The organism is Segatella copri (genome assembly GCF_009495355.1).
GTDB lineage: Bacteria > Bacteroidota > Bacteroidia > Bacteroidales > Bacteroidaceae > Prevotella.
On the sequence record NZ_VZAD01000052.1, the window covers coordinates 1 to 22,239 of the forward strand.

At 48.5% G+C, this 22,239-nt stretch carries 16 protein-coding genes, 2 tRNA genes and 1 pseudogene; 7 read left to right on the plus strand and 12 right to left on the minus strand.

Annotation, left to right across the window (positions count from 1 at the left end; translation table 11 throughout):
* Positions 1–215 precede the first annotated feature (215 nt).
* The 5 genes and pseudogenes from F7D20_RS05930 to F7D20_RS05950 form a co-directional block, all read right to left on the minus strand.
* Positions 216–286: transfer RNA gene (locus F7D20_RS05930), tRNA-Gly, on the minus strand.
* A gap of 12 nt (positions 287–298) precedes the next feature.
* Positions 299–371, minus strand: a tRNA-Thr gene (locus F7D20_RS05935).
* Positions 372–447: 76 nt separating this feature from the next.
* A pseudogene (locus F7D20_RS05940) lies at positions 448–2,433 on the minus strand (ATP-dependent Clp protease ATP-binding subunit); the annotation flags it as partial.
* A gap of 535 nt (positions 2,434–2,968) precedes the next feature.
* Positions 2,969–3,793 (minus strand): zinc ribbon domain-containing protein, encoded by an 825-nt coding sequence (locus F7D20_RS05945; RefSeq protein ID WP_158463254.1) that lies wholly within the window; start codon positions 3,791–3,793, stop codon positions 2,969–2,971.
* Between the two features lie 81 nt (positions 3,794–3,874).
* Positions 3,875–4,672, minus strand: coding sequence for a Nif3-like dinuclear metal center hexameric protein (locus tag F7D20_RS05950; protein ID WP_158463255.1), 798 nt, complete (start codon positions 4,670–4,672; stop codon positions 3,875–3,877).
* A gap of 228 nt (positions 4,673–4,900) precedes the next feature.
* On the opposite strand from F7D20_RS05950, the gene F7D20_RS05955 reads away from it, so the two are divergent.
* From F7D20_RS05955 to F7D20_RS05965, 3 genes are read left to right on the plus strand one after another with little or no spacing between them, the layout of a single operon-like run.
* On the plus strand, positions 4,901–6,001 hold the full coding sequence (locus F7D20_RS05955) for an agmatine deiminase family protein (protein ID WP_158463256.1): 1,101 nt from the start codon (positions 4,901–4,903) through the stop codon (positions 5,999–6,001).
* Positions 5,998–6,873 (plus strand): carbon-nitrogen hydrolase, encoded by an 876-nt coding sequence (locus tag F7D20_RS05960; RefSeq protein ID WP_022251889.1) that lies wholly within the window; start codon positions 5,998–6,000, stop codon positions 6,871–6,873. Before F7D20_RS05955 ends, F7D20_RS05960 begins: the two co-directional genes overlap by 4 nt.
* Positions 6,874–6,898: 25 nt before the next feature.
* Complete coding sequence (locus F7D20_RS05965; protein ID WP_158463257.1) at positions 6,899–7,810, plus strand: AEC family transporter; 912 nt, start codon at positions 6,899–6,901, stop codon at positions 7,808–7,810.
* Positions 7,811–8,011: 201 nt separating this feature from the next.
* Here F7D20_RS05965 and F7D20_RS05970 read toward each other — a convergent pair whose 3' ends face one another.
* From F7D20_RS05970 to abc-f, 7 genes are all read right to left on the minus strand, one after another.
* Positions 8,012–9,358, minus strand: a complete 1,347-nt coding sequence (locus tag F7D20_RS05970; protein WP_158463258.1) for a citrate/2-methylcitrate synthase — start codon at positions 9,356–9,358, stop codon at positions 8,012–8,014.
* Positions 9,359–9,403: 45 nt separating this feature from the next.
* Positions 9,404–11,662 (minus strand): aconitate hydratase, encoded by a 2,259-nt coding sequence (locus F7D20_RS05975; RefSeq protein ID WP_158463259.1) that lies wholly within the window; start codon positions 11,660–11,662, stop codon positions 9,404–9,406.
* A gap of 156 nt (positions 11,663–11,818) precedes the next feature.
* Positions 11,819–12,661 carry an N-acetylmuramoyl-L-alanine amidase-like domain-containing protein gene (locus tag F7D20_RS05980; protein WP_228114117.1) on the minus strand — a complete coding sequence of 281 codons (843 nt, stop codon included), beginning with the start codon at positions 12,659–12,661 and terminating at the stop codon, positions 11,819–11,821.
* A 33-nt stretch (positions 12,662–12,694) separates the two neighbouring features.
* The gene (locus F7D20_RS05985) at positions 12,695–13,870 is read right to left on the minus strand and encodes a DUF4421 domain-containing protein (protein ID WP_228114118.1); all 1,176 of its coding nucleotides are present in this window, start codon (positions 13,868–13,870) and stop codon (positions 12,695–12,697) included.
* Between the two features lie 86 nt (positions 13,871–13,956).
* Positions 13,957–14,940, minus strand: coding sequence for a Gfo/Idh/MocA family protein (locus F7D20_RS05990; protein ID WP_293471941.1), 984 nt, complete (start codon positions 14,938–14,940; stop codon positions 13,957–13,959).
* Positions 14,941–15,075: 135 nt separating this feature from the next.
* Positions 15,076–15,684, minus strand: coding sequence for a ribosome biogenesis GTP-binding protein YihA/YsxC (gene yihA, locus F7D20_RS05995; RefSeq protein WP_158463262.1), 609 nt, complete (start codon positions 15,682–15,684; stop codon positions 15,076–15,078).
* Between the two features lie 61 nt (positions 15,685–15,745).
* A complete protein-coding gene (gene abc-f, locus F7D20_RS06000; RefSeq protein WP_158463263.1) occupies positions 15,746–17,557 on the minus strand; it encodes a ribosomal protection-like ABC-F family protein in 1,812 nt (603 codons plus the stop codon).
* Positions 17,558–17,709: 152 nt separating this feature from the next.
* On the opposite strand from abc-f, the gene rho reads away from it, so the two are divergent.
* The 4 genes from rho to F7D20_RS06020 all read left to right on the plus strand — a co-directional run bounded on the left by rho (position 17,710) and on the right by F7D20_RS06020 (position 22,099).
* Positions 17,710–19,764 (plus strand): transcription termination factor Rho, encoded by a 2,055-nt coding sequence (gene rho, locus F7D20_RS06005; protein ID WP_158463264.1) that lies wholly within the window; start codon positions 17,710–17,712, stop codon positions 19,762–19,764.
* Positions 19,765–20,376: 612 nt separating this feature from the next.
* Complete coding sequence (locus F7D20_RS06010) at positions 20,377–20,871, plus strand: RNA polymerase sigma factor (protein ID WP_158463265.1); 495 nt, start codon at positions 20,377–20,379, stop codon at positions 20,869–20,871.
* Positions 20,868–21,587: a hypothetical protein gene (locus F7D20_RS06015; protein ID WP_158463266.1), complete on the plus strand. Its 720-nt coding sequence runs from the start codon at positions 20,868–20,870 to the stop codon at positions 21,585–21,587. The genes F7D20_RS06010 and F7D20_RS06015 overlap by 4 nt, the downstream gene beginning before the upstream one ends.
* Positions 21,588–21,601: 14 nt before the next feature.
* Positions 21,602–22,099 (plus strand): hypothetical protein, encoded by a 498-nt coding sequence (locus F7D20_RS06020; RefSeq protein ID WP_158463267.1) that lies wholly within the window; start codon positions 21,602–21,604, stop codon positions 22,097–22,099.
* Positions 22,100–22,239: the final 140 nt, after the last annotated feature.

The window sequence follows — 22,239 nt, forward strand, 5'->3', positions numbered from 1 at the left end:
TTGAAAGTATCTCTGATGGCAGTATCAACTGTGCCAATGATAATAGTCCTTGATTGTTCATGGTGCAAAGGTATAAATTTTTCTGTAGAATCAAAAAAATTTCCCCTAGATATATCGGGTGAGCCAAAATTTAGTGTAAGTATACTAAAAATAAAATAAAAAAATAAGGTGCTAAAAATCATATAACAAACTGATTTCTAACACCTTATTCTTTGAGCGAGATACGGGAGTCGAACCCGCCTCCCGGGCTTGGGAAGCCTGTGCACTACCGATGTGCTAATCTCGCACAACAGGAATGAGCCACGAGCGGGACTCGAACCCGCGACCCACGCATTACGAATGCGTTGCTCTACCAACTGAGCCATCATGGCTTGCTTTTTTTAAAACAACTGCAAAGGTAATGAAATAATTTCAACCGATGAAATTGTTTTTGCGTATTAACCTATATTAACTTTGTGGATTGAAGGTCAACTCTTCCTTGTTGGGGCTCTTGCCAATGACGATAGTTTCACCCGCAGTCAGCGAATCGCCCAGCAACAGTTCACAAACGCCATCTTCGATGTAGGTTTGGATGGCACGCTTCAAAGGACGGGCACCAAACTGCACGTCGTAACCCTTGACGGCAACAAACTCCTTCGCTTTGTCAGTGATGCGGATGTGGTATCCCATGTCCTCCACACGCTTGAAGAGCGACTTCAGTTCAATATCGATGATCTGCTTGATGGCATCGAGGCCCAACTGGTCAAAGGTGATGATCTCGTCGAGACGATTCAAGAACTCAGGCGAGAACTGCTTGCTCAGGCTCTTCTGTATAATGCTGCGTGCATACTCCTTGTCCTTTTCATCGAGCAGGTTGCCATGAGCACTGCCCGCATTGAAACCCACGCCACGGCCAAACTCCTTGAGTTGGCGCGTTCCCGCATTGGAGGTCATGATGATGACTGTGTTGCGGAAGTCGATGAGACGGCCGTTGCCATCAGTGAGTCTGCCTTCGTCCAAGACCTGCAACAGGAGGTTGAACACCTTGTCGTTGGCCTTCTCTATCTCGTCGAGCAGCACGATGGAATAGGGTTTGCGTCTTACCTTCTCGGTGAGCTGTCCGCCCTCCTCATAGCCTACGTATCCCGGAGGCGCACCTACAAGACGGGAGGTATTGAAACTCTCAGAGTACTCGCTCATATCAACGCGTATCAGGGCGTCGGCAGAGCCAAACATCTGTTCTGCCAACTTCTTGGCGAGATAAGTTTTTCCCACACCAGTAGGTCCCAGGAACATAAAGGCCCCAATGGGATGGTTGGGTTCTTTCAGCCCAACACGGTTGCGCTGTATGGCCTTCACCATAGTGTCGATGGCCTTATCCTGGGCGATGACAGCACTCTTGAGGGTGGCGCCCATCTTGCGCAGACGACTGCTCTCTGCTTCCTCCATGCGTTCAACGGGTACGCCCGTCATACGGCTCACCACCTGCGCCACGTCGATTTCGTCTACAGGCAGGACCTCCTCGCCTTCGCCACGTTCCCACATCAGCTTCATGCTCTCCAGACGATTCTCCATCTGCGCCTGTTGGTCGCGGTAGCTGGCAGCCAATTCAAAATTCTGGTTCGCAACTGCTTTCTGCTTGCATCCCTTCACCTTCACAATATCTTCCTGCAGGTCGAGGATGGGTTGTGGAACAGAGGAATGGCTGTGATGAATGTGTGAACCTACCTCATCGATGATGTCGATAGCTTTGTCGGGGAAGAAACGGTCGGTGACGTAGCGGTCTGCCAATTTGACGCAAGCCTGCAGGGCATCATCGCTGTAGACGACATGATGGTGCTCCTCGTAGCGTTCCTTTACATTGTTGAGTATCTGGAGTGTCTCCTCGGCAGTGGTAGGTTCTACTATGACTTTCTGGAAACGGCGCTCCAAGGCACCGTCCTTCTCTATCGAGTTGCGGTATTCATTGAGGGTAGTGGCGCCGATACACTGTATTACGCCTCTTGCCAAGGCTGGTTTCAGAATGTTGGCTGCATCCATGCTTCCCTGCGCATTCCCTGCTCCCACAATGGTGTGGATCTCGTCGATGAAGACGATGATGTCGGGCGATTCCTCCAACTCACGGATGAGCCCCTTGATACGGTCTTCGAACTGCCCACGAAACTTGGTTCCTGCCACCATGGCAGTCATATCGAGCTCTACTACGCGCTTGTTGAAGAGCAGTCCGGACACCTGTTGTTTGTCAATGAGCTGTGCCAGTCCTTCCACGATGGCGCTCTTGCCCACACCAGGCTCACCTATTAATATAGGGTTGTTCTTCTTGCGTCGTCCCAAGATCTCGATCACGCGCTCTATCTCCTTGCTGCGTCCCACTACAGGGTCGAGCTTACCTTCGGAAGCTGCCTGGGTTAGGTCGTGACTGAAATGGTCGATGATGGGGGTCTTTGACTTCTTCTTGGTATTTACCTGACGTCGATTGGCTGAGGAAGTGTTCTTGCTTGCATTGTCGCGAACATCATCGTCATCGTCGTTGTCGGCGAAGAGACCGTCCTCGTCTTCATCGGGGAAAGAGAATCCGTCATCGTTGCGCAGGGTCTCTGTGCCCTGACGCATGAGGTCTAAGTCTATCTTATAGTTAAAGTCTTCTTCTTTCTTTGTCATATTCGTTTGTATTGATGATGAGTAATGCATAGCAAAGGCTGTGCCACACTTAGCAAGATGTGGATTTTGCTACCCATTTCGTTGCAAAAGTACAAAAAATATTGTAAATAGCAATTATTTTGAGAAAAGTTCTTTACTTTAACATTCAAAAGTAAAAGAGTATCTATCCGTCACCCATAAAGTCATGAGTTGCTTTAATACTATACAAATTGTTTCAGTTAGTTATGAAATACAGAAGACAGCGATATAGTTGCATGAATAAAGGGTGTTTCATCAGCCATGCTTAATGAATGGCAGGACGAAACACCCTTATTCTTAGTTTGCTATATTAATCAGCATCCTCGGCCTTCTTCTTGCGAATGGAACGCTTGCGCTTTGGCTTCTCCTCTTCTGGAGCGCTGATCTTAATACCAGCCAACTCTGGGTCGATGAGAATACGGCCACAATACTCACAAGGAATGATCTTCTTGTGCATCTTGATGTCAAGCTGGCGCTGAGGAGGAATCTTGTTGAAGCAACCACCACAGGCATCACGCTGTACATATACGATACCCAGACCGTTGCGGGCACCCTTGCGGATACGCTTGAAGCTGGCAAGCAGACGAGGTTCGATCTTCTTCTCCAAGTCGAGTGCCTTCTCCTTCAGACGCTCTTCCTCATCACGTGTCTCCGACATGATGTCGTCGAGCTCAGAACGCTTCTCTACCAAACCTTTCTCGCGGTCGGCCTTGTGCTCTTGTGTGTAAGCCAAGTCAGCCTGTCTCTCCTGGATCTTCTGCTGACCCTCCCGAATCTTCTTCTCGCAAAGTTCGATTTCCAACTGCTGGAACTCGATTTCCTTGCTCAAAGTATCATATTCACGGTTGTTGCTTACAGTGTCGAGCTGTGACTGATAGCGCTTCAAGCTTTCCTGTGCCTCCTGGATCTCGCCGTTCTTCTGGCTTACAGCCTTCTGGAACTGCTCAATCTCGTGCTGTATCTTCTCGATACGAGTGTTAAGACCAGCAATCTCGTCTTCCAAGTCCTGAACTTCGAGAGGAAGCTCACCTCTCAATGCGCGGTTCTCGTCGATACCCGACAAGGTAGTCTGCAGCTGGAAGAGGGTTTTCAATTTCTCTTCTACTGTCAAATCTGTAGGATCTTTCTTTGCCATTATATTATAAATTATATGTGTTTAATGTATATTGCTTTCCTGTAACTTCTATAGACAGAGTCCGTATTGTTGTTCAACTTTCTAAAGATAAATGATCGGGTTGGTGTTGATTTCAGAGATCAAGCATTTTACTCCCGGACATTTCTCCTCGATGATACTCTTGAAGATTTCGCTGGTGTACTGCTCGCTCTGGTAATGACCAATGACGCAGATCTGAATCTCCTGCTCATGACCGAAGTATTCATGATAGTGCATTTCGCCTGTGATAAAGGCATCAGCACCAGCCTGTATGGCAGCGTCAAGAAGAAACGAGCCTGCACCACCGCAGAGAGCCACGCGCCTGATAGGACGACGAAGCAACTGATTACATTGCACACTCTCTACTGCGAACTTGTCGCGCAGCAAGAGCACCAGGTCATCGGCAGCCCACCCTTCTGTTTCGGGCACTTCGCCTATCATTCCTTCGCCACCTTTCACGCCATCCACTTCTTTCTCGCCTGCAAAGAACTTCAGGTTCTTCAGCCCCAATTTCTCTGCTATCTTAAAGTTGACTCCACCTGTAGCCACATCCATATTGGTATGCATGCTCACGATGGCAATGTCGTTCTTGATGGCTTTACGCACAGTGCGCTGCACATAGTTCTCGTCCGATATTCTTGCCAGTTTGCGAAATATCAGCGGATGGTGGCTAACGATAAGGTTGCACCCCTTTTCTATCGCTTCTTCCACCACTTGCTCAGTAACGTCAAGACACAATAATGCCCCTGATACTTCCACCGTCTCTGTCAATCCAACTTGCAGGCCGGCATTATCATATCCTTCCTGCAAGGGCAGAGGCGCGTACTGTTCAAGGGCATCTACTACCTTATTTATTTTCATTTGGTTGCAAAGTTAACGATTTCTTCGCAAATATGAAGCGCTCCCCCTTAGAGTTTAACTAATTTTATGAATATCCATAGAAGAATTCATATAAAACCTCGCATTTTAGTAAAAAAAAGGAGGAAAAGAGAGTCTTATTATAGAATTTTTCGTAATTTTGCAAATGATTGTCGATTATCGGCAACACCTGATCATAAAAATAGTAAGAACAAAATAAATCTAAAGCCTATGTATCAGTCATACCCTTGCGATTATTCGCTACCGGCAGAATGGTCACCTCAGAGCGGAATCATGCTTACATGGCCTCATGGAGGTACCGACTGGAAACCTTATCTGCGTCAGATTACCGACACCTATCTGGAACTGTCAGAAATCATCACACGCTATGAGCAGTTGCTTATTGCCACGCCCATTGTTGAGAGTACCCGGCGAATGCTGGCAAGCCGTCTGTCGAAAGAACAGATGGATCGAGTACATCTTTATGATATTGATTCCAATGATACCTGGGCACGTGATCATGGCCCTATCACCTTGGTTTCCAAGAACAGTCACAACGGCCTAATCGTTCCTATTCATCTGCTCGACTTCCGATTCAACGGATGGGGCGAGAAGTTTGCCTGGCAAAAGGACAATGCCATCAACCTGCAGCTCTACTATCAAGGAGCCTTTCAGGCTGCCCTTGAGAACCATACAGGTTTTGTCCTCGAAGGTGGAAGCATAGAGAGCGATGGAAAGGGAACCATCTTTACCACAAGCCAATGCCTGCTGGCGCCTCACCGCAACCAGCCTTTCACCCGGGTGGATATAGAGAAACAGTTGCTCAACTTTTTTCATGCCAAGCGCATAGTTTGGCTCGATCATGGCAATTTGGTTGGCGACGACACCGATGGACACATCGACACCATTGTGCGAGTAGCGCCTCACGACACCTTGCTTTATGTGGGTTGCGATGATGCCTCAGATGAGCAGTATGCTGACTTCCAGGCTTTGGAGAAGCAACTTAAGAGTGTTCTTACCTACGAGGGTTACCCCTATCGCCTGCTTCGCCTGCCTATGCCCGACCCTATCTACGACGATGGCGACAGACTGCCTGCTACTTACGCCAACTTCCTGATTATCAATGGTGCTGTGATTTACCCCACATACAATCAGCCAGAGAAGGATGAGGAAGCACGCCGACAGATACAGTTAGCCTTCCCTGACAGGGAGATTATAGGAGTCGACTCGCGCACCATTATCCGTCAGCATGGCAGCATCCATTGTCTCACCATGCAACTGCCAGAAGGTACCATCAGGGAGACAAAATACAATAATATTCAATACAGATGAAAATAGGAATACTACAGCAGCACAATACAGCCGATGTGGCTGACAACAAAACACGCCTGGCACAGGGCATCATAGACTTGGCTCACCGTGGAGCTGAACTGATAGTTCTGCAAGAACTACACAACTCGCTCTATTTCTGCCAGATAGAGACAGTAGACAACTTCGATTTGGCAGAGCCTGTTCCTGGTCCATCCACCGACTTCTACGGAAAGTTGGCTAGGGACTTGAATGTCGTCATCGTGACATCTCTCTTTGAGCGTCGTGCTCCCGGACTCTATCACAACACTGCAGTTGTCATAGAGCGTGATGGCAGCATCGCCGGCAAATACCGCAAGATGCACATTCCCGATGATCCAGCCTACTATGAGAAGTTCTATTTCACTCCAGGCGACCTGGGGTTCCAGCCCATACAGACTTCAGTGGGTAAGTTGGGTGTATTGGTGTGCTGGGACCAGTGGTACCCGGAAGCAGCCCGCCTGATGGCTCTTCAGGGTGCCGAACTCCTGATCTATCCTACAGCCATCGGCTATGCCAAGTATGATACAGAGGACGAACAGCAGCGCCAGCGCGAGGCTTGGACCACCGTGATGCGAGGTCATGCCGTGGCCAATGGTCTGCCGGTAGTAGCTGTCAACCGCGTAGGCTTCGAGCCCGACCCGAGTGAGCAGACAGGAGGCATTCAGTTCTGGGGCAGCAGTTTCGTGGCTGGTCCGCAGGGCGAGCTCTATTACAGGGCAAGCGACAACGAGGAAGAAAGCCTTGTGGTTGATGTAGACCTCAAGCACAGCGAGGACGTAAGGCGCTGGTGGCCTTTCCTCCGCGACCGTCGCATCGATCATTACGGCAATATCACTCGCCGTTTCATCGACTAAAACACAATCATTAATTTTCAGGATAATGCAGAATTTAGAAGTAATGGTGATGCTTTTCACCATGGTTACATTGGGTTACACCGCCTGTAAGTTGGGGTATATGGGCGACAAGTTCGACAAAAAGCTGTCTTCCATTGTAGTAGACATCACTTGTCCGCTCTTGGTGCTCTCGTCGGTTATGGGCGACGAGATGCCCGACCGCTCGTTGATTCTTCCGCTTGTAGGTGTGGGATTCCTCACCTACATCATTTTGTTGGTGTTTGGTTTTTGGGTTCCCCGATTCATATCCAAGAATCATGACGACCAGGGCATGATAGGTTTTTCCCTGATGTTTGCCAACGTGGGGTTCATCGGTTATCCTATAGTGGCGAGCATCTTCGGTCCGAAGGCTGTCTTCTATGCAGCCTTGCTCAATGTGCCCAATACCTTCTTTATCTTTACTGCGGGTGTGATGCTTGTCAAGGGCGAATACAGCATCCGTCAGTTCAATCCGAAAGTATTGCTCAGTCCGGCTCTCATAGGCGCCTTCATCGCAGCCTTATTGGTAGCTTTTGGCGTGCATACTCCCGAGATGATAGCCCGTCCGATTACGATGGTGGGCAACATTACTGTGCCCGCAGCACTGATGATTATAGGCAGTTCGATGGCACGTCTTCCACTTCGCGAGATTATAGGTTCCGGCAAGGTTTATGCCACCTCCTTCCTCCGACTGGTGATAGTGCCTCTGTCCGTGTATTTTCTGTTCCGTCTATGCGGAGTCAACACGCTCATCAACAACATCAACACGGTAGTAATAGCCATGCCAGTGGCGTCTTTCGGCACAATGTTCTGTATGAAGTACGGCAGAAATCCCTCACTCATGACCGAAGCGACATTCATCACGACCCTGTTCTCCATCATTACCATTCCTCTCATCACCCTGCTTTTTGGAGCATAGAATGAGAGGTTTCCTCCTTCTCTCCTGCCCTTCGCTTGACCGTTTGTCTATGTTTCGGTTACAGAAAATTCTGATTCGCTTATAGAAAGTTCTGTTTCGGTTAGAGAAAGTTTTGCTTCGGTTATAGAAAGTTCTGTTTCGGTTATAGGCTGACTATATAAAAAAAGGTGTGTCATAATCTTATGACACACCTTTTGGGGGTTATCGTTCGTCAAGCGGAGTGTATTCCAACTCACCCAAAATGTTCTTATAAGCAGGACGGATGATGCGACGGCCTTCAAAGTTGAGCTCCTCGATACGGTGGGCTGTCCAACCCACAATACGGGCCATGGCGAATATTGGTGTATAGATCTCCTGTGGCAAACCTATCATCTCATAGATGAATCCACTGTAGAAGTCGAGGTTGGCACAAGCAGGTTTGCTGCCTCCACGATGCTCCTGCAGGCACTTGATACCCTCCTGCTCTATGAGTTTCAGGAATTCATACTCGTCCTCTCTTCCCTTCTCCTTGGCCAATTCGCCAGCCAAACGTTTCAGCTCTACGGCACGAGGATCGCTCAATGTGTAGACCGCATGACCGATACCATAGATAAGACCAGTCTTGTCGTAAGCCTCCTTGTTGAGCATACGGGTGAGATAAACATCCAGTTCCTTCACGTTCTTCCAGTCTCTGATCTGCTCTTTCAGGTGATGGAACATATTGATTACCTTGATGTTGGCACCACCATGAAGCGGACCTTTCAAGCTGCCGATACCGGCGGCAATAGAGCTGTAAGTATCTGTGCGAGTGGAAGAAGTGACACGCACGGTAAAGGTAGAGTTGTTACCACCACCATGCTCTGCCTGGATGATGAGCAGCAGGTCGAGCATTCGTGCATCGAGCTCCGAATAGTTCTCGTGCTTCATCATATAGAGAAAGTTCTCTGCGATGGAGAGGTTCTCGCGAGGATGACGGATATGCAGACTGCGGCCCTGTACCGAGTGGCGGTAGATGTTGTAGGCATAGGCGATAATGGTTGGGAACTTGGCTATCAACTCTATGCTCTGACGCATCAGGTTGTCGCGGCTGATGTCATCAGGATTAGGATCGAATGTGTACATCTCAAGCACGCATCGCGCCAGTATGTTCATGATGTTGCTGCCCTCCAATTCGATAATATGCGTGATGGTGCGGTGGTCGAGCGGCATGTTGTCGTTGAGCAGTTCCTTAAAAGCTTCCAACTCCTCCTTGTCAGGCAACTGACCTGAAAGCAACAGGAAAGCCACTTCCTCGAAACCGAAGCGTTTCTCCTTCAGCAGAGGACTCACCAGGTCGTCGAGCTCATAGCCACGGTAATAGAGTTTACCCTCTGTAGGTGTCAGCTTTCCGTTTGCATCTCGCTCGTAACCCACTACATTACCAATATTGGTCAAACCGACGAGAACACCCGAGCCATCGTCATTTCGAAGACCACGCTTCACATTGAACTTAGTGAAAGCCTCCTTGTCAATCTTGCATGAGTTTTTTACCTCATCGCTCAGTTTATATATTAAATATTCCTTGTTCATTTTTATTGATGTTTAATGGGTAATGTTTAGTGTAATCGCAAAACACTATTTCTTGGCCGCAAAATTCAAAGCCGAACCTGCCTTGAACCAAGCTATCTGCGTATCGTTGTAGGTATGTTCTACCTGGAAACTGTCCTCGCTGCCATCCTGATGCTTCAGAGTTACCGTCAGCTTGCTGCCTGGGGCAAACTCCTTCAGACCGGTGAGCGAAATACGGTCGTCTTCCTGTACCTTATTATAATCATCCTTGTTGCAGAATGTAAGCGCCAGCATACCCTGCTTCTTCAGGTTGGTTTCGTGAATGCGGGCGAAGCTCTTGGCGAGGATCACCTTCACATTGAGGAAACGAGGCTCCATGGCTGCATGCTCACGCGAAGAACCCTCGCCATAGTTGTCTTCTGCCACCACGATACTGCTGATACCCTGAGCCTTATAAGCCTTGGCTGCGGTGGAAACCTCCACGTACTTGCCGTCCAACTGGTTTTTCACCTTGTTGCTCTCACCGTTGAAGGCGTTGACGGCTCCCATCAGGAGGTTGTCGGAGATGTTCTGCAGATGACCGCGGAACTTCAGCCAGGGACCAGCCATAGAGATATGGTCGGTGGTACACTTACCTTCAGTCTTGATGAGCAACGGCATATCGGTCAGATCCTTTCCGTCCCAGGCTGCAAATGGAGCCAGCTTCTGCAAGCGGTTGCTGTCTGGTGAGATCACTACCTCCACATTAGCGTTGTCTTCGCTTGGTGCGATGAATCCCTTGTCCTCTACGGCAAATCCCTTAGGAGGGAATGTGTAGCCTGTTGGGGCATCCAATTTCACGCTGTTGCCTTCCTTGTCCAACAAGGTGTCTGTGGCAGGATTGAAGTCCAGTCTGCCGGCAATGGTCAGCGCCACTGTCAGCTCTGGGCTGCCGATGAAGGCGTAAGTATTGGGGTTGCCGTCAGCACGGCGGCGGAAGTTTCTGTTGAATGAAGTGACGATGGCGTTCTTACGTGTATTGTCGTCAGTATGACGCTTCCATTGTCCGATGCAAGGACCGCAGGCGTTGGTCATAATCAAGGCACCGATCTTCTTGAAGTCGTCGAGGATGCCGTCGCGCTCTGCCGTGTAACGAATCTGCTCCGAACCTGGATTGATAATCAGCTGTCCCTTCACTTCGATGCCTTTCTCGTAAGCCTGGCGTGCCACACTGGCTGCACGTGCAAGATCCTGATAGGATGAGTTGGTGCAACTGCCTACCAGTCCAACCTCTACCACCATAGGATAATCGTTGGCAGGACCCTTCGCCTTCATGTGCGAGATAGGTGTAGCAGCATCGGGAGTAAACGGACCATTGAGGTGTGGCTCCACCTTGGAAAGGTCGATCTCTACTATCTGGTCGTAGAAAGCCGAAGGATTAGCCATCACCTCATCATCGGCGCGGAGTTCTGCCGCATTCTGCTGGGCGAGAACAGCAATCTCCTCACGGCCCGTCTTGCGCAGGTATTCGTCGGCGTTCTCGTCGAAGGGGAAGATGGAGCAAGTGGCTCCCAGTTCTGCTCCCATATTACAGATGGTGGCCTTGCCTGTAGTCGAGATGCTGTCGAGACCTTCGCCGAAGTATTCAAGGATAGCATTTGTGCCGCCCTTGACGGTCAGAATGCCGAGAATTTCGAGGATCACGTCTTTAGGAGTTGCCCATCCAGAGAGTTTGCCCTTAAGATGAACACCAATAAGACGAGGCATCTTGAGTTCCCATGGCTGTCCGGTCAGCACGTCTACCGCATCTGCACCGCCCACACCTACTGCTACCATACCGAGACCTCCGGCATTGGGCGTATGCGAGTCGGTTCCTACCATCATACCACCAGGGAAAGCATAATTCTCGAGCACCACCTGATGGATGATTCCAGCTCCTGGACCCCAGAATCCAATATGATATTTCTGTGAGACTGACTTCAGAAAGTCGTACACCTCCTTGTTGGTCTTGCAAGCCTCAGGGAGGTCGGCAGTAGCGCCTACATCGGCACGAATCAAGTGGTCACAATGAACCGAAGCGGGTACGGCCACTTTGTCCTTACCGGCATTCATGAACTGCAAGAGAGCCATCTGGGCTGTAGCGTCCTGCATCGCCACACGATTGGGACGGAAGTCTACATACTCTATACCTCTTTTATATGGTCGCAACTGAGTGGGATCATATAGGTGAGCAAAGAGCACCTTCTCAGCATAAGTGAGAGGTCGTTTGACTGTAGCCTTGGCTTGTTTTACACTATCTGAATACGAAGCATAAAAGCTTCTCAGCATTTCAATGTCCAGTATCATCGTTATTCACTTTTAAATAAAAAATTCACTACTTTTAGAAATCTGTTTGCAAATATACTAATTAATTTGCAATTAGTCGTACAAAATGCAGAAAAATTATCATTTTGATATTATTTTTCTGCATTTATTATGATTTAGCTGTATATTTATGCTGTTTTAGCGTTCTGTTACGCGACAAACTCTGATTCCTGTCTGTACCGGATGCTTGCTCATATAAGTGCGGAGCAGCATGGGTTCGTCGATCACACGATTATGTATGCTGCTGGCATTGAGCAGATGCAGACCGTCTGCATGCCACGACGCCAGTCCGATGTGAGTGGTGTCAAGTCCTTTCTTGTTGGTGATGATGACAATGATGTCGCCGTCGTGAATCACCGACCTGAAGAGTTGGTTGTTCGCAATCTTGCTTTTCGGGATGTATCTGTAGCTTTTACCTGTAATGCTTCGTTCCATGGCCTTGATGCCTGCCATCCACTCGGGATGAGCAGTGAGCATCTTGTAGTTGGAGGAATGTGTGCTCATCCAGTTGACAGCCACTTTCTGAACAGCTGTGAAGGGAGGATTGGGATGTATGTCGGTAACGATGCCATCCTTCTCGTTGTCGTTGATCCACACCGTGAAATAATGCTGACGTTTGGTGTACTCCACCTTTCCGCCAATATACCTCACGTGTTTTAGATGCTCGCAATATTGCGCAAAGGAGGTTTGTCCCTTCTGGGCGCATAGGGTCAGTGCTGTCACCATCTCCACATAGGTGGTGCAGTCGAGCTGGCGAGTATTGATAACCAACTGCTCTTCCTTTGTGCGGTCGAGGGTTCCTGCCACATAAGGCACACCGACAAACTTCTTGCCAAACCAAAGCATCCAGCTCTTGGGCTTCTGTTTGAGCGACTTCGCCTCCTGCAGCAGGCTCACTATCTTCATACTGTCCTGACGGTTGTAAGCCGAAACGTGACATACCAACAGGCAAGCCAACAAAAGAATCATCGTTTTTTTCATAATGCTATTCATTTTATGTATCAAAAGACGAACCTAACGTTTTCTGCCAAAGTTGACTCCCACATAGAGGTTGAGCTCTCCGAAGGAGTTGTTGGTTGAGAAACGGTCCTTCTTATAATTATAGGTATGCAGGATGGCGCTTGCACCGGCATACCAGTGGGTGTTGTTCCATACCAAGGCAAAACGGCCAATGCCGTCGAGGTTGAAGTTGCGGAAACTGAACTCACGGGTTTTCTTGTTCTCCTCGCGCTCCACATCTGCCATCGACTGGTTGTAGGCCAAAGCCAGGGAAAGGGAAGCATTGAAGAGAAAGTCCTTGGCGAAGACCCAGTTGTATGCATAGCCACAACTGCCCGATACGTCGGTATACTTCACCGTACCAAAACGCAGTTTGTTGTCGATGTCGCCACCGTACTCTTCACCCATCTTGTCGACCACCACATCTTCCAGTTTCTCCCAGTCAACCTCCAGCGTATGGCGGGTGTAACCTATGCCTGCCAACCAGCTACCGGCGCTTCTTCGCTGAACGGTACTCTGCGCATAAGCTGCTGGATAAGAGAATTTTCTGTGGTTGAAGATATAGTAAAGATTAAAACCTTTTACACTCGATTTCACGCCGTCGAAGTCTACTCCCTTGACGGGCGATGTGTCTATCCCGTCGCCTAAATAGAAGCTCTTGATGTGATAGTCGTTTCCTGTCTGTCGCCAGAACAGGTCGATGCCCAGCAGGCTGCTGTAAAGGCTCATAGAGAACCCCTTCTTGGGTGAGTGGGAAGAACCAAAGCCGATATTCTTCAGATCGATGGCGTAGCCTAAGAACACCCATCTCCAGCCAATATAAGGACCTAAGCGGTAGGTGATGTCGGGAGCAAACGAGATGCTCTGTCCTTCCTTGCTCGAGAGTGTGTAGCGTTCGTAGGTGTTGGTGTTCTGCAGCATCACCGTATAGTTATAATGCTGCGACTCGATATAGTTCTCGTCGGTGTTGTTGAACTCACGGAACAGTTTGGTGAAGATATCGCCCACTCTGTGGAAAAAAGTCTTCTTGTGGCGGGCATAAGTAAGACTGTCCGAGGAATGCGGCTTGAACATCGTAGCATTGAACAAGGTTCCCAGCAAAGTGGAATCTGCCGTCTCCTCGGCACCCCAGGCAGGAGAGCCGAAGCCAAGGCAGAAAACGATGAGGGTGTAAACAAACTTGTTCTTCATTGCTTTATATTTTACAGGTCATGCTGATGCAGCAGTCTGCCGGAACTCTCAGTCGTGGGGCCTGGGCTGACTGCAGGCGACATGGTTTAGTTCTTCCACAATATGCGGTCGAGCACCCAGTTGGTAGGAGTGGCTGCCACACAAGTGCTTTCGCAGGTGCCGATTCCCTGAAGGTCTTCTATCACTGTCTTGATGATAGGCAACTGTACATACGAAGGGTTGGGCACTACGATGCTTGTCTTGCCTGCACTCGTAACAAGCAGGATGGGATCGTAGTCGAAAACCGAGAACGACAGCGACCCCTTGTCGCCAACGATCTCTATGCGGTCTTCCTTGGCACTCTCGTGTCCCACAAAGCACCAGCTTCCACTGCCGGGAATACCGCTCTCGAAGTAGAAACAAGCCGAGATGGTGTCCTCTGCTTCATACAGATGGGCACGGTTGGCGGGATAGCCGTGGGCACGGGTGATGACTCCGAAGATATCCTGCAGGAGGTCTATCTGATGTGGAGCCAGGTCGTAGAAATAGCCACCTCCCGAAATGTCGGGCTGCAGTCGCCAGGGCATTTCCTTGCCCGAAGTATAGTCGAGGTCGCGTGGCGGCACCGAGAATCTCACCTGTACGTTGAGCACATTGCCTATGCCTCCCTGCTCCACTATCTGTTTCACCTTGCGGAAGTATGGCAGATAGCGACGATAGTAAGCCACAAAGCAGGGCACTCCCGTCTGTTCGCTCACTCGGTTGATGCGGATGCAGTCGTTATAGCTGGCAGCCAGAGGTTTCTCCACATACACCGGCTTGCCTGCCCTCATCGCCATGATGGCAAAGGTGGCGTGCGACGATGGTGGCGTGGCGATGTAAATGGCATTCACGTCGGGATCGTCTATCAACTCCTGGGCATCCGTGTACCATTTACGTATATGGTGGCGCTCGGCATAACTGCGGGCTTTGTCCTCACTACGGCTCATGACAGCCACTACCTTCGAGCCCTCCACCTCGTTGAAGGCTGGACCCGATTTCTTCTCGGTCACTTCTCCGCAACCGATAAATCCCCAATTTATCTGTTTGATGCTACCCATAATATCTTTGACTACTCTGTCTTCTCGCAACTTCATCGCTTACGAGAGTTCTATACTTTATTATATATTACTCACCTTTCGCTGGATTCTGAAGTTTCTGAAGTAGAACTCTTTAGTTTTACAGACTTATTCAGCTTCCTCTAAACTCTTGTTGATTTGGTCGATGTAGTCGAGCACGTCGTCGCGACCCAACTTCTTCTCGCTGCTGGTGATGAAGTAAGGAGGCAGTTCCACCCAACGGTCTTCCAGCGCGTGCATCCACTTCTCGGCATTCATGCGGGCCTTTACTGGGCCCAACTTGTCGGCCTTGGTGAAGACGATGCAGAAGGGCACGCCACTCTCGCCCAACCAGTCTACGAACTCACGGTCAATCTTCTGCTGGTCGTGGCGCACGTCGATAAGTACAAAGACGTTAGCCAACTGTGGACGCTGCAGAATATAGCTGGAAATCATCTGCTCCAACTGTTTCTGTACGGTCTTCGAACGCTTGGCGAAGCCATAGCCCGGCAGGTCGACCAGATACCACTCGTTGTTGATGATGAAATGGTTGATAAGCAGGGTTTTTCCCGGTGTGGCCGATGTCTTGGCGAGTCCCTTGTGGTTGCAGAGCATGTTGATGAGGCTCGACTTTCCCACGTTACTTCTGCCGATGAAGGCATACTCCGTCTTGTTGTCCTTAGGACACATGCTCACACGTGGAGCAGATATGGTGAATTCTGATTTCTTTATTTCCATATTGTTGTTATTTCTATTTTTTATTCTGTTCTTTCGTTCTCCACTTTCGCTTACTCTCCCGCTACCCTTCTATCTCGGCGAGTTCGAGCCAGCGCATTTCCTTCTCGTCGATCTCGTCCTTGATTTCTGGCAGACGCTTGCTCTTCTCCGTCAGTTCTTCCACCGAGAGTTGTCCGCTGCAGAGAGCTTCCTCCAGGGTTTTCTGCTCGTTTTCGAGCTGTTCCAGTTCCTTGGTCAGCTGCTCGTACTCGCGCTTCTCCTTATAGGTCATCTTTCTTTTGCCCTCTTTCTTCTGGGTTGCCGAAGGCTGTTCTTTGGCTGTAGGCTTGGTGGCTTTCTTCTCGGCTCCCTCGCCCTCGGTCTTGGGTTGAAGTCGGCACCATTCACGATACTGGGTATAGTTGCCAGGGAAATCCTGTATCTCGCCTTCGCCCTTGAAGACCAGCAGATGATCCACCACCTTATCCATGAAATATCGGTCGTGGCTCACCACAATCACGCATCCGGCAAAGTCTTGCAGATATTCCTCCAGCACCTGCAGCGTCTGTATGTCGAGGTCGTTGGTAGGCTCGTCGAGCACCAAGAAGTTGGGGTTGCGCATCAGCACGGTACAGAGGTAGAGCTTGCGTTTCTCGCCTCCGCTCAACTTGTACACGTAGTTGTGCTGTTCCTCGGGCGTGAAGAGGAAGAACTGCAGAAACTGCGAGGCGGTCATGTGTCGGCCGCCGCCCAGGTCGATGTAGTCCGCTATCTCTGTGATGACGTCTATCACCTTCTGGTCTTCCCTGAACTTCAGACCTTCCTGCGAGAAGTAGCCGAAGCGCACCGTCTCGCCGATGTCAAACTGTCCGCTGTCAGGTTTCACCTCGCCCAGCAGCATCTTGATGAAGGTGGACTTTCCCGTTCCGTTATTACCCACGATGCCCATCTTTTCGAAGCGGGCAAAGTTGTAATAGAAGTCGCGCAAAATGACTTTCTTCTCGCCGCGGTCGTCGAAGGCCTTGCTGACATACTGGCATTCGAAAATCTTCGAGCCGATGTAAACGGTAGAAGCTTTCAACCTTACCTGTCGGTCCTCAATGCGCTGTTTTGCCACTTTCTCAAGCTCGTAAAAGGCATCCTCTCTGTATTTCGCCTTATGTCCACGGGCTTGTGGCTGACGGCGCATCCATTCCAGCTCCCGGCGATAAAGGTTCTTCGAGTGCTGAATCTCAGCCCGAAGGTTGTCCATGCGCTCCTGTCGTTTCTCCAAGTAGTAGGCGTAGTTGCCGCGATAGGTATAGATGCCCTGATCGTCGAGCTCCAGTATCACGTTGCACACCTTGTCGAGGAAGAATCGGTCGTGGGTCACCATAAAGATGGTCTTGTTGCCCCTGTTCAGATAGCCTTCCAGCCATTCTATCATTTCCAGGTCGAGATGGTTGGTAGGCTCGTCGAGCATCAGGAAGTCGGGCTCGGTAATCAGCACGTTGGCAAGCGCCACACGCTTCTGCTGTCCACCGCTCAACTGTCCCAAGGGCTGCTCCAGGTTGGTGATGTGCAACTGTGTGAGTATCTGTCGCGCTTTGAGCACCTTCTCGGGATCGCCCTCGTGGTTGAAACAGGCATCGAGTACACTCTCCTCGGGATCAAACTGGGGCGACTGTTCCAGAAAGCCCAGTTTCAAGTCACGCCGGTAGATGATAGATCCTGACTCATAGCCTTCCTTGTCCATCAGTACCGACATAAGAGTTGACTTTCCCGTGCCGTTGCGTGCAACGAGTCCCACCTTTTGTCCTTCAGCGATGGAAAACGAAATATTCTCGAAAAGAACCTGAGCACCAAATCGTTTGGTGAGGTTCTGAACATCCAAATAGGGTATCTGCGTAGCCATTTATTAATTTTTTGTGCAAAGATAAGGAAAAAATTTGGCAGAAACGAATTTTTTAATTATCTTTGCACTCGATTTCAATTCTTATAGGCGTTTCCCCACTCTTCGAAACGCTTATCATCAATCAAAACATCATATACTATTTTTATAATATAATGTATAGCATAGACGAATTAAATGCAAAAAATGTCGCTCAACTGAAAGACATTGCAAAAGAGATAGGTGCTAAAATCAAGTCTAATGACAACAAAAAGACGATTGTTTACGCCATTCTCGACACCCAGGCCGAGCAGCCCGTCCAGAATGCTGCAGCTCCCAAGAGAAAGAGAGTGAGGATAGCAAAGACGGAAGACAAGGTGTACTCCGTGAAGGGCAAGGACGGTGAAAACTACGACGTGATGAAGAACCAGGTGAAAGGACCTGTGTCCACCGATACTCCTTTGTTCAAGGAACCCTTACAGCAGGATGAGCCCATAGCCGAAACCGAAGCAACTCAGACCGCTGCCGGTCAGGATGCTCCAGAAGCCGAAGTGCCAGCCGTTACTTCTGTCGAAACAGCGCAGAGCGATGTAGAGCCAGCCATGCTGAAACCTATAGCCAAGCACAGAGGACGTAAGAGCAAGGCTGAACTTGAGGCCATTGCAGCTGCCAAGGTGGCTGCCTTGAAGGAAAGAAACAAGATGCAGAGTGAACAGGAAGCCAACAGCCCTTCTGAAGACACAACCTCGGAGGATAATACGGAAAAACAAAACTCGGTTGACGATACCAACCTCATTCCCGAACAGGATTTTTCTAATGCTGCCGACAACGGCGAGAGTGACGCTGCAGCCCTGGCTGCACAGTTGCAGGCCAAGTTGAATGCACAAAACGAGAAGGCTGGCGAACAGACTGTTGCACAGGATGCCACAGGCATTTGGGAGGGCGACCCTGGCGACGGCACCGACTTTATCCCTGTAGTCGACCTTCCTATCGAAGACCAGGCTGCCATGCCCACCTTCGACATCTTCGATCGTCCTACCACTCCTGCAGCCACTGCAGCTCCTGTCCCTCAGCCAGTACAACAGAAAAAAGCAGAATCAACATTCGACTTTACCAACATCATCACATCCAATGGTGTACTCGAGGTCATGCCCGACGGCTATGGTTTCCTGCGCAGCAGCGACTACAACTACCTCTCTTCACCCGACGATGTGTATGTGCCCAACAATGTCATCAAGCGCTATGGTCTGAAGACCGGTGACGTGGTACAATGCCGTGTGCGTCCTCCTCACGAGGGCGAGAAGTACTTCCCTATCACCGACATCGAGATGATCAACGGTAGAAAGCCATCCGAGGTGCGCGACCGCATACCTTTCGAGCATCTCACACCTCTCTTCCCCGACGAGAAGTTCACACTCTGTGGCGACCGTGCCACCACTAACCTCAGCACTCGTGTTGTCGATCTCTTCTCGCCTATCGGTAAGGGTCAGCGTGCACTCATCGTGGCTCAGCCAAAGACGGGTAAGACCATCCTGATGAAGGATATCGCCAACGCCATCGCTGCCAATCATCCCGAGGCCTACCTCATGATGTTGCTCATCGACGAGCGCCCTGAGGAGGTTACCGACATGGCTCGCACCGTCAACGCAGAGGTCATCGCCTCTACCTTCGACGAGCCTGCCGAGCGTCATGTCAAGATAGCCGGAATCGTATTGGAGAAAGCCAAGCGCATGGTGGAGTGCGGTCACGACGTCGTCATCTTCCTCGACTCCATCACCCGTCTGGCTCGTGCCTACAACACCGTGGCGCCAGCCTCAGGCAAGGTTCTTACAGGTGGTGTCGACGCCAATGCCCTGCAGAAACCTAAGCGTTTCTTCGGAGCTGCCCGTAACATCGAGGGAGGCGGCTCGCTCACCATCATCGCCACTGCCCTCATCGATACAGGCAGCAAGATGGACGAGGTGATCTTCGAGGAGTTCAAGGGAACGGGCAACATGGAGCTTCAGCTCGACCGTTCTCTCAGCAACAAGCGCATCTTCCCTGCTGTCAACCTCGTGGCTTCTTCTACTCGTCGCGACGACCTGTTGCAGGACAAGACCACCCTCGACCGTATGTGGATTCTGCGTAAGTATATTTCCGACATGAATCCTGTGGAGGCGATGAACACCATCCACAAGAGCATGGAGCATACCCGCAACAACGACGAGTTCCTGCTCTCCATGAATTCGTAAGCAGAAAGACTTTTTGCAAATAACAATTATAATAAAAGGAGTTGTCCCCATCAGGACGACTCCTTTTTTGTTGAAGATCCTTTTTATGCTCAGGAGAATGGCCTATATGCCAACCATGAAGCATAAGACTTTTTTTTTGACATTTCGGAAGTTGTGTTCAAAACTTAAAACTGCTTTAAAGATAATAATTGCGTTCGATTTTCGTATAATTCAAATAATAATAGTAAATTTGCAGATGAAAATATAAATATCGAAGATAATGATTCTTGATTTAGATCTATTAAGCATACTGACTTTAGAGCGAACCCGTAAGGAAAATAAAACTATATATCGATAAAGCAGCATTCTTATACATCTAAAAGTGTAACAAAAGAAACATATATATGTAATAAATGGGATGACTAAAAACTACTATTGTTATCTTTTCCTTCTTCATAGCCATCATAAAGAAAAAGTGTCCGCGATGTCAGACGTGTGACATTACGGACACTTTTTCCATCGGGTTACATTATATCTTTATCAATAGACGATACAATTGGAAATAAAAGAATGTTTTTCGGTAGCGAAACCGTAAATTTTGTGTTATTATATTAGAAGTATCACAAAAGTACAATGGAAATAAATGAGTTTATATATAATGTTAGGCACTTGCGAAAGGATTTGCTTCTACAGGCAAGGCGTTATTTCGACAACACCGAAGATGCAGAAGATGCTGTTCAGGAAACTCTTGCGAAACTATGGGTGGCAAAGAACAATATTTTCGATGCAGGAAAAATGAGAAATATGGCTTCTGTTGTCTGTAGAAATGTTTCGCTGAATATGTTGCGGAAAGCCAAATGCACGTTATCCTTAGAAGACGCAGGGGTAATAGCTGTGCATGACAATCCACAAATAAAAATGGAGGAGTCAGAAGACTTATGCAAACTGGAGAGGAGCATTCATGCGCTAAGTGATAAACAGCGGGCGATACTCAGAATGAGAAATGTGGAAAATATTTCATACGCTGATATAGCAAAGATAATAGGGACATCGGAGTCTTCCGTCCGTGGCATGATAAGTAAAGCAAGGAAGGAACTATTAAGAAATATGAAAGGAATAGAATTATGAAACAGACAAGGGAATATATAAAAGAACTGCTTGACAAGTTTTTGGAAGGACAAACAACTGAAGCAGAAGAACAGATACTGTCCAAGTATTTCTGTGAAGCCAATAACATTTCGCCAGCGTGGCAGAAATATAAACAGTTGTTTATGAGCTTCAAGACAGACGCTTATGATTTCAGTAAAGAAGAAATTGATGCTCTGTTGGTTCCCAACCAGTTGAAGAAGCCATCTGTCATACCTCTGTGGACTTTGGTCTCTGCAGTAAGTGCGGCAGTAGTACTGCTACTGCTTGTCTGGCATCCTTGGATAGGCGATAAAGTCAATGAGATATCGCCGATTGCCAAAAACAATTCGGTAGATGTAGCAGAAACAAAAAAACGTGTTGATGAAGTGAAGACACATGGAGAACCAGACGTGCAGATAACACAAAAAACGTATCTTCTTTCTGAAACGAAATCACCTGTTAGCAAAACGCCCAAGGAGAAATGCCGTAAGCATTTAGTATCAGAGCCTTTAAAGGTACAAGAAACATCAGCCTCAGAAATGATAGACATCGTTTATACTTTGGCAGATTTAAGTCCTGATGATGTAAACATCAATGTATCTCCAGTTTGCAATGGTTTTGCAGTAAATGCCACGGACGGAAATTCGTATATAATGAAACTTAGCGCCGAGGGGACACTTTCGTTAGAACAAACATCTCAATTAATAAATATATAAATTACAAAGTAAAAATGAAAAAGACAATTTTATTTCTGCTCGTTGCACTGCTGAACTTTGCAACAATGAGCGCACAGGAAGTCAAAAAGACAATCTATGTGATTGATGGTAAGAAGGTGGAGAACTTCGATGGTTCACAACTCAAAGGCAAGACTATCGCAAACTATACGATAGACTCTGAACATAACATTCACGCCATTTTCACCTCTGACTATAATACAAATGGTCGCAAAATCGGCAATGTGAAAATAATCTCTAACTCAATAAAGGAAGAGGTCAAAGAGAGTGAACCTGGCAAATCAACCTCTGAGTCTATCCATGTTGATTCAAAAGATGAAGTGGTATTTGTGTTGAATGGTAATGTCGTACCTTATTCAAGTGTAAAGGAAGTTCCGTCTTCTAAAATTGTTTCGATGAATGTCATCAAGAACAAGAAAGATCCGGATTATATCAAATATGCGAAGAATGCAAAACTGCCACCCAAGTGCATTATCCTGGTAACAACAAAGTAATCTCAGTTTTGTGTGAATTATCACGAAACTATAGGTGTGAAGGCGAATTATACTACAATGGAAAGAACTGTAGTATATATTTGCCTTCTTTTACTTGTTGAATAAGCGCATTGAAAGTGTTACCGTATCATTTTTAGCTA